At 61.2% G+C, this 13,599-nt stretch carries 17 protein-coding genes, 1 tRNA gene and 1 pseudogene; 9 read left to right on the top strand and 10 right to left on the bottom strand.

Features of this window, described 5'->3' with window-relative positions; all coding sequences use genetic code 11:
* Positions 1 to 26: 26 nt before the first annotated feature.
* Positions 27 to 1,880 carry an ATP-binding protein gene (locus JV18_RS0107330; RefSeq protein WP_144243892.1) on the bottom strand — a complete coding sequence of 618 codons (1,854 nt, stop codon included), beginning with the start codon at positions 1,878 to 1,880 and terminating at the stop codon, positions 27 to 29.
* 436 nt (positions 1,881 to 2,316) lie between these two features.
* Between JV18_RS0107330 and JV18_RS15420 the strand changes: the two genes are divergently transcribed.
* Both JV18_RS15420 and JV18_RS0107335 read left to right on the top strand, forming a co-directional pair.
* On the top strand, positions 2,317 to 2,466 hold the full coding sequence (locus JV18_RS15420; RefSeq protein ID WP_160174181.1) for a hypothetical protein: 150 nt from the start codon (positions 2,317 to 2,319) through the stop codon (positions 2,464 to 2,466).
* Between the two features lie 293 nt (positions 2,467 to 2,759).
* Complete coding sequence (locus JV18_RS0107335) at positions 2,760 to 3,308, top strand: hypothetical protein (RefSeq protein ID WP_144243893.1); 549 nt, start codon at positions 2,760 to 2,762, stop codon at positions 3,306 to 3,308.
* Positions 3,309 to 3,699: 391 nt separating this feature from the next.
* Here JV18_RS0107335 and JV18_RS0107340 read toward each other — a convergent pair whose 3' ends face one another.
* Positions 3,700 to 3,930 carry a hypothetical protein gene (locus JV18_RS0107340; protein ID WP_033073997.1) on the bottom strand — a complete coding sequence of 77 codons (231 nt, stop codon included), beginning with the start codon at positions 3,928 to 3,930 and terminating at the stop codon, positions 3,700 to 3,702.
* A 140-nt stretch (positions 3,931 to 4,070) separates the two neighbouring features.
* Between JV18_RS0107340 and JV18_RS0107345 the strand changes: the two genes are divergently transcribed.
* The 4 genes and pseudogenes from JV18_RS0107345 to JV18_RS15620 all read left to right on the top strand — a co-directional run.
* Positions 4,071 to 4,583 (top strand): hypothetical protein, encoded by a 513-nt coding sequence (locus JV18_RS0107345; RefSeq protein WP_081944735.1) that lies wholly within the window; start codon positions 4,071 to 4,073, stop codon positions 4,581 to 4,583.
* Positions 4,576 to 4,881 carry a sigma factor-like helix-turn-helix DNA-binding protein gene (locus JV18_RS0107350; protein ID WP_052071808.1) on the top strand — a complete coding sequence of 102 codons (306 nt, stop codon included), beginning with the start codon at positions 4,576 to 4,578 and terminating at the stop codon, positions 4,879 to 4,881. The genes JV18_RS0107345 and JV18_RS0107350 overlap by 8 nt, the downstream gene beginning before the upstream one ends.
* A gap of 183 nt (positions 4,882 to 5,064) precedes the next feature.
* Complete coding sequence (locus JV18_RS0107355) at positions 5,065 to 5,289, top strand: hypothetical protein (protein WP_033073998.1); 225 nt, start codon at positions 5,065 to 5,067, stop codon at positions 5,287 to 5,289.
* Between the two features lie 21 nt (positions 5,290 to 5,310).
* A pseudogene (locus tag JV18_RS15620) lies at positions 5,311 to 6,351 on the top strand (recombinase family protein); the annotation flags it as partial.
* 195 nt (positions 6,352 to 6,546) lie between these two features.
* Here JV18_RS15620 and JV18_RS15625 read toward each other — a convergent pair.
* From JV18_RS15625 to JV18_RS0107385, 5 genes are all read right to left on the bottom strand, one after another.
* Positions 6,547 to 6,786, bottom strand: a complete 240-nt coding sequence (locus JV18_RS15625; RefSeq protein ID WP_033074000.1) for a hypothetical protein — start codon at positions 6,784 to 6,786, stop codon at positions 6,547 to 6,549.
* Positions 6,787 to 6,924: 138 nt separating this feature from the next.
* Positions 6,925 to 7,001 (bottom strand) — tRNA-Arg (locus tag JV18_RS0107370).
* Positions 7,002 to 7,048: 47 nt separating this feature from the next.
* Positions 7,049 to 7,540 carry a DUF1178 family protein gene (locus JV18_RS0107375; RefSeq protein WP_033074001.1) on the bottom strand — a complete coding sequence of 164 codons (492 nt, stop codon included), beginning with the start codon at positions 7,538 to 7,540 and terminating at the stop codon, positions 7,049 to 7,051.
* A complete protein-coding gene (grxC, locus tag JV18_RS0107380; RefSeq protein ID WP_033074002.1) occupies positions 7,537 to 7,803 on the bottom strand; it encodes a glutaredoxin 3 in 267 nt (88 codons plus the stop codon). The genes JV18_RS0107375 and grxC overlap by 4 nt, the downstream gene beginning before the upstream one ends.
* Complete coding sequence (locus JV18_RS0107385; protein WP_052072141.1) at positions 7,804 to 8,670, bottom strand: ComF family protein; 867 nt, start codon at positions 8,668 to 8,670, stop codon at positions 7,804 to 7,806. It abuts the gene before it with no gap.
* Between the two features lie 106 nt (positions 8,671 to 8,776).
* Here JV18_RS0107385 and JV18_RS0107390 point away from each other — a divergent pair, with 106 nt between their 5' ends.
* Entirely contained in the window at positions 8,777 to 9,628 is an 852-nt protein-coding gene (locus tag JV18_RS0107390; protein WP_033074003.1) for a methyltransferase domain-containing protein, read from the top strand.
* Positions 9,629 to 9,646: 18 nt separating this feature from the next.
* Here JV18_RS0107390 and JV18_RS0107395 read toward each other — a convergent pair whose 3' ends face one another.
* Positions 9,647 to 10,075 (bottom strand): (deoxy)nucleoside triphosphate pyrophosphohydrolase, encoded by a 429-nt coding sequence (locus tag JV18_RS0107395; protein WP_443027769.1) that lies wholly within the window; start codon positions 10,073 to 10,075, stop codon positions 9,647 to 9,649.
* A 146-nt stretch (positions 10,076 to 10,221) separates the two neighbouring features.
* Between JV18_RS0107395 and JV18_RS14935 the strand changes: the two genes are divergently transcribed.
* Together JV18_RS14935 and JV18_RS0107400 are read left to right on the top strand one after the other, a co-directional pair.
* Positions 10,222 to 10,398, top strand: coding sequence for a Flp family type IVb pilin (locus JV18_RS14935; protein ID WP_081944737.1), 177 nt, complete (start codon positions 10,222 to 10,224; stop codon positions 10,396 to 10,398).
* Between the two features lie 135 nt (positions 10,399 to 10,533).
* Positions 10,534 to 10,728, top strand: a complete 195-nt coding sequence (locus JV18_RS0107400; protein ID WP_033074004.1) for a Flp family type IVb pilin — start codon at positions 10,534 to 10,536, stop codon at positions 10,726 to 10,728.
* A gap of 243 nt (positions 10,729 to 10,971) precedes the next feature.
* Here JV18_RS0107400 and JV18_RS0107405 read toward each other — a convergent pair whose 3' ends face one another.
* Together JV18_RS0107405 and JV18_RS0107410 are read right to left on the bottom strand one after the other, a co-directional pair.
* Complete coding sequence (locus tag JV18_RS0107405; protein ID WP_033074005.1) at positions 10,972 to 12,477, bottom strand: M48 family metalloprotease; 1,506 nt, start codon at positions 12,475 to 12,477, stop codon at positions 10,972 to 10,974.
* 168 nt (positions 12,478 to 12,645) lie between these two features.
* Positions 12,646 to 13,593 (bottom strand): acetyl-CoA carboxylase carboxyltransferase subunit alpha, encoded by a 948-nt coding sequence (locus JV18_RS0107410; RefSeq protein WP_033074006.1) that lies wholly within the window; start codon positions 13,591 to 13,593, stop codon positions 12,646 to 12,648.
* Positions 13,594 to 13,599: the final 6 nt, after the last annotated feature.

Raw genomic sequence — 13,599 nt, forward strand, 5'->3', positions numbered from 1 at the left:
ATAGTGAGGAAATTATTTGGCCTCGATCAGTTTCTTCCACTATAAAATAGATTAGATACAAATCCCGAATTTTCATTGAAGAATCTGTAATCTTGACGCATCAATATTCTTAGAACAAGATATTCCGGGAAGTTCCTGATCTGCTTTCCCGATGCGACATTGGTGATTAAGTCTTCAGGCATATGGCCAGAAGTTATAATCGCCATGAACATGTCTAACGCCTTGCGAACATTACGCCCAGCAAGGCCCTCAAGAACCCTTGATACGTTATTAGGACGGGAAAAGAGCTCAAGGTATACACCACGCAGGAAATCTCCCGCACGGTCTTTAGAATAAGAAATACTCATCCCTTTAGGCGTGGTGTACCGAATCGTCTTTGGCGCTTGCGCCTCAATTTCTTTTAAGCTGAGCTCTAGTCGTCTTTTCACAACGTCTATAAAACGAGGAGGACTGATGTGAAAAATTTGGCCTGTCTTATATGTATCGAGCGGCCTCTCATTTTTATGCGCTTCAAAGGTCGTGTCGCGCATCTGCAGGATGACGAGACATCTCATCTGATCCATGAACCAGAGCGCAAGCTGGAAGGCCGCAAGCTGATTTTCGACATCCCGCCGGTCGACGTTATCGAACACGACGATGACCACCTCTCCGCGGTCACCTTGCAGGTGCCGAGCCATACCCTTTGCGAGTTCGACCGGCTGTTGCCTCCATCCCTCTAAGTCTCGCGCTTGCTCAAGCAGACCTCTGCCCGGCTCCGCGCGATCCATGCGCTGATAGAATGCAGCGCGATCTTCCAAGTTAGTGGCGAACACCCTCTCTTGATCGTCCGGGTCTCGAAGGTCGATGGGTGCGCCTTCTTCGATCACACTCTTGGCGAACTGGCTACAAATCCAGTCTTGCGCATCAGCCAACACATCTGGCGCGAAATTGAAGTCGAGAAACGCCCAATGGCTGCTATCTTCAAGGTTCTTCGGCTGCAGGTATTCTTTGTAGCGCCGCGAAAAGAGAGATTTTCCTGAACCAACGCCACCGGTAATTAGCTGTAATTCTCCGCTTGGCGACTTGTTTGTAGCAAGATCGCTGAGACGCTTTGATATCTCGTCGGCACGCTTTTTGGTCGTCTGTATCTCAATCCTTGAGCGACTGCGGGAGAGGCGGTCGATCAGAAATGATTCGAGGATCTTGTCGTAGCTAGTTACCTCGTTCGATGAGACGTAGGCGTTCTTATAAATTTCAGGATCGCTGTTTTGGTCACGAGATGAAAAATAGCGCCGCAAAATGGGTGACAGGTCAGCCGCAAAAGTGTTCGGTTCAAGTTTCGATGCAATCAACGCGGGGCCATTCCCCTGATTAAACGGCCTTTTGAAGCCTACAAGTTTGAGAGAAGCGCTTGCTATCTCGCCAAGTCGCTCAAGTTCGGCAGCCCCCATCAGAGACCGAAGCTCATCCAAAGCGGCACTCCCAACCGCCAAGTCAGAGACTTTGGTTGTTAACGTCGGCGTGGAGTTGTCCCACCGCCCAGCCACAAGGTCGATTCCATTGGTGGCGAGAATGATCTCACACGGATTGATTTTTGACGAATATCGTTTGTTCAAAGCATGGGCGTAGAGGGATGCTTCTTCCCACGCTTCCGCAACCGGGACCGCCGGCGCCTTTACCTCAATCGCCGCGATAGGGACGGATAGCTCGTAGATGGAATAATCAGGAACATATCCCTTGCGCTGCTTCGCGCCTTTTCCGATGTCAAAGGCCGCTAGAAACTCTTTGCTCTTCACCTTTTCGACTTGGATGCCGAGGAACTCGGCTCTGGTCAGAAGAGGGGCAACGACCTGTGTTTCAACATCACCCTCTGTAGCATCAGTCGGTAGCGCGAATGCCATTCCTGTTAGGCCCCTTCGAAGAAGACGCCCAACGAATAGCGGCATAAGCAATTGAGCGATACCCACGACCTCCGCCGAGCTGGACGCCGCAAAGTGTGAGGGTTCAGCTAGCCTCATCTCGCTGCTGGTTGAATTGCCGTACGCTAACGAATTGATTTAACACATAATTCCGCAACCGCGTATGGCCGTGTGGAACACCTGCCATACGGCTAATCCTAGATAATCCAGTATGTTAGCGACCATCGGCTGGCAGCGCTTTTATCTCGCCTTCCCAAATCCACCCTCCCCGCCCGCTTTCCCGGCCCCAAAACCGGTCACAGACAACCTTATAGAAACACCCGATTGCAGGCGCTCGATGCAGTGCTAATCACATCACCTCGCATCTTGTGCTTCGGCTCGCAGGGGAAGACAGACAGTGATGTTATGGCGACGATACTTGGCGATCATCGGCGCGCCGGTAGTGTTATCGAGCATGGGCTGTGCGGCCAAAGAGCCGGCGGACTATGTCGAGCGCCGGGTAATCACGCTGCCATACCCCGGCGGGATTGATGCCGAGCGCCTGAAGGAATCCATCGTGATACGGTAGAGGGACTCAAGAAGCGGGCCGCAAGCGAGACGCGCGATGCGGACTATCAGCCCCAAGTAGGCTCATACGCTGTTTATCCTGTCGGAGATGCGCGTCCTTGGGTTGTCTTCGGAGCAGTCACGCCGCGCAAAGGGGTCTTCTACGCGATACCCTATGGCCACTACGCATCGCTCGACGATTATAAGAATGGCCGGATCGAACAACTCAATGGCAAGATCAGCGTGTGCCGGATGGAAATCCGATGGGATCAGCTTCCTGATGGCCCGATCGCGCCCGGACGGGGATGGGCAGGCATGTTTATGTCTGGCGCTGACTGTAAGCCGCCACCCACCGATCAATTGGCCATGTTGGACGAATGGAAAAAGTCGGCCGCAGACTATTTTGTCGAAAGCAAGGCTTCAAACGGCAATGTTAGCGTCGCCCTGATACGAGAGGTTCAGCGGAAAGGAGCCAGATACAGACCTTTCGATCCCGTCGCTGCTTCGGCGACAATTAAGGAAGCCGGGGATGTCATCATATGGGCAATACCGCTGCTCGACGACGATCTGACCGCATCGGTCCTCGCGACACGAGGCGGGGAACTATTCGCGTTTTTCACTGACCGTTTTCAGGGGAGAGACTTCCCCAACCTGGCGTGTGGCGTGAACGGGTTAAAATGGCCTGACATCGCGGGAGAGAGCCCCGGTGTATCCAGCATGTCGACCGCGCGGCAGCTTTGTCGCGACATGATTGAGCAATACAGACAACGACGGAGCGAAGAGGCTCGGCGGGCCTATGAAGGAAATCCGAATACAATCCAGTCGATACCCCTGAATAGCCAAATCGATGGAGAGAAACCGTGATGCGGCGACAACGGGCGAATGGCGCCGCACTTCTCTCCTAACAAGATTACCGGGCCGGAGCGGTCAGTGTTCGCATCACGTTCCCATTAGTAAATTTGCTATCGCCTTTCTGAAACGCCACCTCAAAACGCGATGTTGCCGGGCCGCGATGCTTCGCATCGGACCCACAGTTTATAGTCACACACCTTACGCACGGGTGCATAGCGCATTTCCGCCACTTTTCGAGGGTGCGATCCGGCAGCGCGCGCTGCCTCGCATCTCCAAAACGACGGTTTTCTGCGACATTTCGAGGCTGCGCATCGCACCCTCAATAGACGCGAATATTGCGGACGGACGTGGGTGAGTTGCCTGACCTACCCCTTGCCCCCGACGACCAGCGCCACTGTCGAGCTTAGAGCTTTTGCTCTTCTTCTCGCTGTCGAAGCTCGCGCTCGACCGCCTCGCGAATGAACTTCGCCAGCTGACGATTACCGACCTGCGCTTCGATCCGACGGATCGTGTCCACAGATAGCCGGATAGTCGTGGCTTTCATTCCAAGCGGCGGGCGTCCCATGCCGTCGTCGCTATCGGCCCCGCGCTCAATCTCAAAGAGAATCGCGTTAATGACATCGTTTATTTGCATATACGCTACCGTTTATGATATAAACGATAGCGTAAACAAGGTTTGTTTCATCGGCGGACGATTAGCTGAGGCCGAATCACGATAGCGATGGAGGCGGTATCATCCACGAGGGCACGAGAGGGCGATCCAAGGGCGCCGGGATGATGCCGCCAGCTCCGGCCTTTGCTCCAATCCCTTCGCAGGGCCAGTTTCATCTGGCCCCCGTTCTCGAAAGATCATGCGCCCGACGCGCGCTAAGCAAGACACGCTATCGCAACGCCGAGGGCTTCTTCCTCGCGATTGAGGAGCAGCTTTTCGCGGACAACAGCGACCTTCTCTATCAAACCGGCATCGTGGCGCAGTTGGCGCTCACCTCGCATCTGCTCGACGTCGGGTTCGACGACAGATGGTGCGCCCGACATATCGGCCTGCATATCGACAAGGCGTTGGCCTACGCCAATGCGACCGGCCTCAATTATCACTCCGTCGCGCTCCAGCGGCTGGCCCCGGTGCTGTCGCCCTACAACGTCTGGCGCAATCCCGACCTCGACGGATCGCGGCCCCTGCCACCTATGTCGATGCCGGACATCCCAGCCCTGCTCCGGGAATTGCTCGATCATGTGCGAGGGGTGACGGGACACCCTAGCCCCCGGCGGAGGAAAGCTCATGGCTGACGATAACCTCGCCGCCCGCTTCGCGCGCACAATCCGCGACCTGCTCGTTCCGCCGCCGGTCGTTCCCAATTTCGATGAAGATGTCGATCCCGAGATAGCGCGGATCGAATGGGCGATTGCCCGCCTGCCAAAGCGAACGCGCGATGTGTTCCTGATGCACCGCTTCGACGACCTTCCATACGACCGCATCGCCCACCGCCTCGGCATCAGCGTAAAGACGGTCGAGCGGGAAATAGCGAGGGTGTTATGCGCTATCCGCGAGGCGCGAGAAGATCATGCCCGCGAGCAATCCAAGTAGGCGTTTGGCATCCCTGCACCGGCTGGTGATTCGCTCGACGAGGTCAAAACGGAACCCGAAAAATGCGGACCCGGCTTCCCGCAATCTTTCCGAGAGTCAGTTTTTCTTCGCTGGAGCCCTACTCCCGGTCTTGAAGGGCGGATTTATGTTCCGCCGCGCGCTGAACCGCGCAACCATTGCGGAATGGCCCGCCCCTCCCCCGAGCGAGCGCCCAGCGCATCGGAGCAGCTTGAAGCGCTGCTCGGCAAGCCGTGGCCCTTTCCGGGCCGCCCTCCCAAGCATGACCTCTCGACATGGCGCGTCACCGATGATTGGCCCGATCCCGTTCCGGTCACACTGGAAGAGGTCGAAGTGTTTGAACGCTGGTTCGGCGACCTGTTCAACGAGTTCTTTTCCCCACCCCTCTAAGCTGACCCTACGGAGACTGCCATGACTGCGCCGCAGACCATCACGGGGGGGCGCGCGGCCCTCTACCTTCGCGTCTCGACCGCGCGGCAGGCCGAGCATGACGTGTCGATCCCCGACCAGCGGCGGCAGGGCGAAGGCTGGTGCGCCGCGCGCGGGCTCAAGGTGGTTGATACCTATGTCGAGTCCGGCGCCTCCGCGACGAATGACCGCCGCCCAGAGTTCCAGAGACTGATTGAGGCCGGGACATCGAAACCAGCGCCGTTCGACCTCGTAGTGGTTCACAGCTTCTCCCGCTTCTTCCGCGATCATTTCGAGCTTGAGTTCTACATCCGCAAGCTCGCCAAGAATGGCGTGAAGCTAGTCTCCATCACGCAGGAAATGGGCGATGACCCCATGCACGTCATGATGCGGCAGATCATGGCGTTGTTCGACGAGTATCAGTCCAAAGAGACCGCCAAACATGTGCTGCGCGCGATGCGCGAGAATGCGCGGCAGGGCTTTTGGAATGGATCGCTACCGCCGATCGGCTACCGCGTCGTCGCGGCTGAACAGCGCGGCGCAAAGGTCAAGAAGCGGTTGGAGATTGATCCCTTCCACGCCGAAACAGTGCGAACCATTTTCCGGCTTGCTCTGGCAGGCGATGGGGTATCGGGTTCGATGGGGGTCAAGGCTATCGCGGCTTGGCTGAATGAAAGGTCCATTCGCACCCGCGATGGCGGGCGTTGGGGCCTCGGTGCCGTCCACCAGATACTCACCCGCTCGACCTACACCGGGCGTCACGAGTTCAATCGACGCGGCAAGGACAGGAAGCTCAAACCAAAGTCGGAGGCGGTTGTGGTCGAAGTGCCCCCGATTATCGATCAGGAGACGTTTGACGGGGTGCAGGCGCACTTGCAGGCCCACAACCCCAAGAAGGTGCCCCCTCGCGTCGTAAGCGGCCCTACGCTGCTTACAGGCCTCATTCACTGCGCGAAGTGTGGCGGCGCGATGACCATCCGCACCGGCAAGGGCGGGCAGTATCGATATTACTCCTGCTCGACCAAAGCACGGCAGGGGCCGACCGCCTGCACCGGCATGACGGTGGCAATGGAGAAGCTGGACGATTTGGTCGCAAAGCATCTGGAGGACAGGCTTCTCCAACCCGACCGGCTGGAAGCCATCTTGTCGGCCGTGCTGGATCGGCGGCAGGAACAGACGGCGCGCAAGCGCGCCCATGTGGCCGATTTGAACAAGCGCGCCGCCGAGACTGACCTGCGGCTAAAGCGGCTCTTCAACGCTATCGAGAACGGCATTGCCGACCTGAACGATCCCGACCTCAAGGATCGCATCGCAACGCTCAAGGCGACGCGCGATCAGGCCAAGGCCGACGCGGAGCGCGTAACCGCCTCGCTCGGTGCGACGGGCCAAAAGTCGTTCGCGCCGGACATGCTGGCGAAGTTTGCGGCCACCGCGCGCCAGAGGATGCGAATCGAGGGCGGCGGCTATCATCGCGAGCATCTCCGCGCGCTTGCACAGCGCGTGGAGGTCGATGTTCGAGAGGTTCGGCTTCTCGGCTCGAAGAGCAATCTACTGCAAGCACTGGTCGCGGGGGCCGCCGAGACAAAGCCGGGCGCGGTGCCCAGTTTTGTTCCGAAGTGGTGCACCCGACAGGATTCGAACCTGTGGCCCCCAGATTAGGAATCTGATGCTCTATCCTGCTGAGCTACGGGTGCGTCGTGTTTCGTTTAGCGGGCGGGGCGGCGCAGCGTCAATCGGCCTGTCAGTTTACCGCATCGGGCGGTGCGATCGGGACGAGCAGCGGCAGCGCGGCAATGCCGTCGTCGTGGAGTTCGCGCACCTCGTCGGGCGAGGCTTCGCCGTGGATGGGGTCTTCGGGTGCGCGCCCTTCGTGCATCGCGCGGGCGGCGGCGGCAAAGTCGCGGCCGACCCAGCGCGAGCGGGGTAATATTTCCGCCTGCCGCGCGGCAATTTCGGCGATGACACGCTGTACCAGTTCGGGGGGGAGCGCGGCGGCCGGTTCCTTCCCCGCCGGCACCGGCGCGCAAGCAGGAGCTGGCGCCGGAACCGCCGCGCGCTGGTTCGATTTGGCACCGACGCGCGGCGCCATCACTGCCTTGTCCACATCGCTGTCACCGCAAATCGGGCAAGCGATAAGCCTGCGCGCCTTTTGCTCAGCAAAGCTGTCGCTGCTCGCAAACCAGGCTTCGAACCGATGCGCGCCGCCCGCGCAGCACAGGTCGAATACGATCATGACGCGGCGTTGTGCAGCAAGGGGTCGAGCCCCCCGCGCTGATCGAGCGCCGCCAGCTCGTCGCTGCCGCCGATATGCCGGTCATCGATGAAAATCTGGGGCACGGTGCGGCTGCCATTCGCGCGTTCGACCATCGCGTCAAAGCCTGCGCGGTCCATCGTCACGTCAATTTCCTCAAAGGCCGCGCCCTTGCTTTCCAGCAAGGCTTTGGCGCGGGTGCAATAGGGGCACATGAATTTGGTATAGACTTGGATTTTCGCCATCTATTCTGAGATCCTTCCGCTCTCCATATCGGAATCGAACGTGGCAAAGTCAAATATGTTGCCCGTCATCAGCGCGTCGGGGACGACCCGCGCCCAGCAGAGCGCCGAAACACGCGCCGCACCGCTGCGCTGCAAGGCGCGGGCGGCGGCGCGCAGGGTTGCCCCGCTGGCATGGACATCATCGACCAAAATCAGATGCCGTCCCGCCAGCCGATCGCGGGCACCGGATGCCAGTGCAAAGGCGCCCGAGAGGATGCGCTGCCGCTCGCGCCGCCCCTTACCGCGCAGCGGGGCGGTGGCTTTGCGGCGGACGAGCAGATGCGCATTGGCCTCGATCCCCGTTTCGCGCGCCAGCGCAGCGGCGATCAGCGCCGCCTGGTTGAAACCGCGCGACCAAAGCCGTCCGCGATGCAGGGGAATGGGGAGCAACAACGGGAGGGGCTCCTCGCGCCCTTCCGCCGCCGCGCGCTGCGCTTCCTCTTCGACCAGCCGCCGCAACGGCCGCGCCATCAGTCCCGCCATCAGGCGCGCATGGCCCACGCGCCGCCCATATTTGAGCCGCAGCGCGACGGTGCGCGCGGCGGGACCATAAGCGACCGCGGCGGGCGCCCCTTCAAAGGGTGGCGGGTCGGCCAGGCAGGCGCCGCAAGCGACCGTCTGCCCCGGCAGCGCGGTCGGCAGGGGGATCGAACAATGGATACAGGCCGGGCCATCCAGAAAATGCAGCGCCGACCAGCAGGACAGGCAGAATTGCCGGTCGGCCTCCACCATCACCCCGCATGCGGGGCAGCGTGGCGGAAGGGCATAGTCGAGGATCGCGCGCCCCGCGCGGCGGAGCAAATGCAGCGCAGGCCAGCGGCGCGCCATCGCCGGGCCATCCATGCTGGCAGAAAGGCTGTCGAGCCGGGCGTCCCCCGATGCCGCGTCCATCTGCCTCTTGTGCCGCATGGCGAGGAGCGGCACAAGCGCGCGCATGTCGCACCCCGCTCCCCTCTTCTCCCCCGCGCGCAACGCCGCCCAGCGCGACCGCATGGCGAACTTACCCACCGATGCCAATTTCCTCGCGCCGATCATCGCCGAATCGCTGATCGACCGGCTGGCGATGGTCACGCGCCGCTTTGACCGCGCGCTGCTGATCGGCGCGCATGATGCAGCGCTGATCGAGCAATTGCGCGCGCGGGTCGGGGCGCTGACGCTGGTGGAGGCGGGGCCGGGTCTTGCCGCGCACACTGGCGCCCATCGAGCCGAAGCCGATGCGATGGATTTGCCGATCGGCAGTTTCGATCTGATCGTCTGGCCCGGCGGGCTGGAGGGGATCAACGATGTTCCGGGCGCACTCGTCCGCTGCCGCGCGCTGCTCGCCCCCGATGGGCTGCTGCTCGGCACATTGCTGGGCGACGGGAGTCTCGCGCGCCTGCGCCGCGCGCTGATGGCCGAGGGCGTGCGCTCGATCGCGCGCATGCATCCGCAGATCGACCTTGCCTCGATGGGTAATTTGCTGCAGCGCGTTGGCTTCACCATGCCCGTCGTCGATGTCGAGGCACTGACCGTACGCTATGGCGACTGGCGCGGCCTGGTGCGTGATTTGCGCGCAGGCGGCCTCACAAGCCGCCTCTCCCCCGCCCCGCCGCCGTTCACCCGTACCGAGGCGGCGCATATTGCCGCTGCCTTCGCCGCACAGGCCGACCCCGATGGCCGGGTCGCCGAGCAGTTCAGGCTGGTCCATTTCAGCGGCTGGACGCCGCACCCCGACCAGCCCAAGCCCGCGCGCCGGGGCAGCGCTACCGCTTCGCTGGCCGAAGCACTGAGGCCGGGGAAGGCATAGCCCCTCCCAAGCTGCCTTCTAAACCAGCGCCTCCAGCAGCCCGATGAGCGGCTTGTCCGCAGGCGGCATGGCGAGGCCGTGCAGTTCAACCGGACGAACCCAGCGCAAGGCGCTGGCATGGCGCGCCTCGGGCACGCCGCCCCATTTGCGGCACACATAAAGGAGCAGGAGCAGATGCCGCTCGCCAAGCGTATCGCTCGCGAAACAAGCGGGAGCTAGGCAGCTATGATCGACGTCGATACCAAGCTCCTCGTCGAGTTCGCGGATCAGCGCCGCTTCGGGAGTCTCGCCCGCGTCGACCTTGCCGCCAGGAAATTCCCATAATCCCGCCATCGGCTTGCCCTCCGGTCGCTGCTGCACCAGCAGCCTCCCATCGCGGTCGACCAGCGCGGCGGCGACCACCAGCAGGTAATTTTTCGGCAGCACAAGCCCGCTCGCATCCGACAATTTCTTAATCCTTCCGTGGCATAGCCGTTACGCAAAGCGCGAGACCAATCCGGCTGGCGGCTCCACGGGGGCTTAGCGATGCGTCGCTATGCGGCGCAAGGGCCGGGGACGGACGCATGAGGAAAAAGCAAAGGCGGGGACAAGATATGCGGCGTTTCTGGGCAAAATTGGCGCGATCGACCGCCGGCGCAACGGCGATCGAATATGCGCTGATTCTCACCCTCATCTTCCTCGCAGCGGTTGCGGCCATGACCAATGTGGGCACGAGTACCAGCGCAATGTGGACGCATGTTTCAACAACATTGAACGGCGCAGTCAATTAATGTCCACATATGGGACAGAAGAGCGTTGAACGTCTGTCAGGCCATTAAGATTTTCAAAACCAGTTCGCCGTAAACCCGTCGCTGTTGACCCGACCAGATTGTCAACAGGGTAAGTGAAATTTCAGGAGACCAGAAATGAAATTCTTCAAAAAGCTGGTGCGCGACAACGAAGCCGCCACCGCCATCGAATATGGCCTGATCGCCGCGCTCATCTCGGTTGCTGCCATTGCCGCTCTCGGCACCGTTGGTACGAACCTCACGAGCACCTTCACCACCGTGGGCAGTTCGCTGGCTCCCACCGGCGGCGGTTCGACCTCGACTGGCGGCTAATCGCACAGCGTTCGGCCGCGCCTCACAAAAGCGCGGCTTTGCTGGAAAAGAAAGGGCGGGGGAGCGATCCACCGCCCTTTTTTTCTTGTTCGCCGTGAGCGGCAATCGGCCACCTCACTCCCGTTCGTGTCGAGCGTAGTCGAGACACCCATCGGGGTAGCTCCATGCTCAGCGGTGTCTCGACTGCGCTCGACACGAACGAGACGGAGAAGTCGAAGCGGAAGCGAAGCTATCCCCTGCCCCTTACCGGCTGGCGTAGGTTACAATTTTCACCTTCTGCCCCGGCGACAGGCGGCTGTTGGCGCTCAGCCGGTTGAGCACCTGAAAGCGCTCGGCCTGATAATTGGAATAAGCCATGCGCTGCGACAGGCTTGCCACCGTATCTCCCGGCCGCACTGTCACCACATCAACCCGGCGCGGGCGGATCGCGGCGGCCTCGCTCGCGTTCAGCTTGCGGACGCTGTTGAACATCGAACTGAACACGCCCGCTTGCCCCGCCTTGGTAATGGTCACAAAGTGAAAGGCCTGGTTGCGCGAAAATTCATAGGCAAAGACGGTGACATCGACTTGTCCCGACTGGCTGTTCGCGCGCGCGGTCGAATAATAGGCCGGAATGCCGTTTACCGTGGTGCGTTGCAGGCTCGACGGGCTGATCGCATTATTACCCGCAACGGCGCGGAAGACGGCGGAGACATAGGCATTCATATCGCCATTATAGGCGCCGGTGGAAAATTGCCCCTGCCCGCCATTGCCGCTGATCGTCACGGCGGTGGTGCCATTTTGCATCCCGAAACCGCGCGGCACGGCGAAGGCGAGGCGCAGATCGGGGTGAAGGAAGCGATTCCCCTCGACCACGCCCTGCGCCGGATCGTCGCCGAAAAGCACACCGTCGATCGAGCTGAGGAAGGTGTCGGCGTTACGCACCCCGCCGGTTCCGGCGCGCGCGGCGAGCGACTGGGCGTTGCGCACGCGCGAGGCGGGATCGGGGTGGGTGCTCGCCCATTCGGGTAGCGAGCGCGCATCGCCACCCGCCAGCCGCGCGTCGAGCGTCGTCTGATTGGCGAGGCTGGCAAGCATCGTCGAAAGCGCCAGCGGATCATAACCCGCGCTGCGCAGATATTGGACGCCAAGCTGGTCGGCCTCCAATTCCTGACTGCGCGAAAAGCCCAGCGTCGCAAGCTGTGCCACTTGCATCGCATTATTCTGGAGCAAACCGCCCAGCCCACCGAGCAGGCCGCCGCTGTCGCCGATCGCGCCGCCAATCACCGCGCCCAGCACGCCCAAAATCGTGTTACGCGTCGCGCGCGACTGGCGCTTCTTGCTGTGCTGCGCAGCGACATGGCCGACTTCATGGCCCAAGACCCCCGCCAGCTCGGCCTCGTCATTCATCAGCGCCATCAACTGGCGGGTGACATAGACATAGCCACCGGGAATGGCGAAAGCATTGTTCACCGGCGAATTGAGCAAGGTGACGGTGAAGTCATTGCGGGCGTTGGACAGCCCCGATTGCAGGGCGATATTCTGCCCGACGCGGGTAACATAGGCCGCCTGCGACCCCGAATAGTTGCCGCCAAATTCCTGCATCAACTGCGGATGCGCCTCGGCGCCCTGGCGGCGTTCTTCCGCTGAAATGCTGTTCGTGGTCTTGACCGTCTGGGTGCGCGCATCGGCGGGGCTGTTGACGCCGCCCCCGGCCACGCATCCCGCCAAAATCACCGCGATTGCGGTCGTCATCGTCATACGCGCCATAAACCCACCTCCCTGTCCTGCTGCCATGCCTATGTTATCCCTGATTTTGTCGAGGGCAACCGCTCGCATCCGCAAACGGGGCCTTTTCATAAATCAGGGAACGCGGCGGGAAAGGATCGGGTTCCGCCCTGCCCGAAGGGTCCGCTTCACGGGGTCAGCCCCGATGGATCAACGGCGCCCCATGGCGAGGAATTTTTCCTCGCGCGCCGAGAGCAGGCTGTCGCGCGGCTGGCCCGACAGGGCGTCGAGCTCCTCGGCCAGCGCATCGCCCAGCGATTGGATCGCCACTTCGGGCGCGCGGTGCGCGCCGCCCACCGGTTCGGGCACGATCCGGTCGATGATCTTCAGCGCCAACAGGTCGGGCGCCGTCATCTTCATCGCCGCCGCCGCATCCGCCGCCTTGTCCGACGTGCGCCACAGGATCGAGGCGCAGCCCTCGGGCGAGATCACCGAATAGACGGCATGTTCGAACATCAGCACGCGGTTTGCCGCCGCCAGCGCAATCGCGCCGCCCGATCCGCCTTCGCCGACCACCGCCGCGACCATCGGCACGCCCAGCGCCAGACATTGTTCGGTCGAGCGGGCAATGGCTTCGGCCTGCCCCCGCTCCTCGGCCTGAATGCCGGGAAAGGCGCCCGATGTATCGACGAGCGTGATGACCGGCAGGCCGAAACGGTCGGCAAGCTGCATCAGGCGAATGGCTTTGCGATAGCCTTCGGGCTTTGCCATGCCGAAATTATGTTTCATGCGCGAGGGGATGTCGTCGCCCTTTTCATGGCCGATCACCATCACGCGCCGCCCGCGAAAGCGCGCAAAGCCACCCAATATGGCCTGATCGTCGGCGAAGTTGCGGTCACCCGCCAGCGGCATCCAGTCCTCGAACAGGCCCGCGACATAATGTTTGAAATGCGGGCGGTCGGGGTGCCTCGCAACCTGCGTTTTCTGCCAGGGCGTCAGCTTCGAATAAATGTCGCGCAAAAGGCGCGAGCTTTTATCCTCCAGCCGCGCAATATCATTTTCGATATTGAGCGTCGGGTCATCGCCCATTTCACGCAGTTCGGAAATCTGCCGGTCAAGCGCGGCGACCTGTTTCTCAAAGTCCAAAAAGGCTGTCATAGCGCG

This window comes from Sphingopyxis sp. MWB1 (assembly GCF_000763945.1).
Lineage (GTDB): Bacteria > Pseudomonadota > Alphaproteobacteria > Sphingomonadales > Sphingomonadaceae > Sphingopyxis.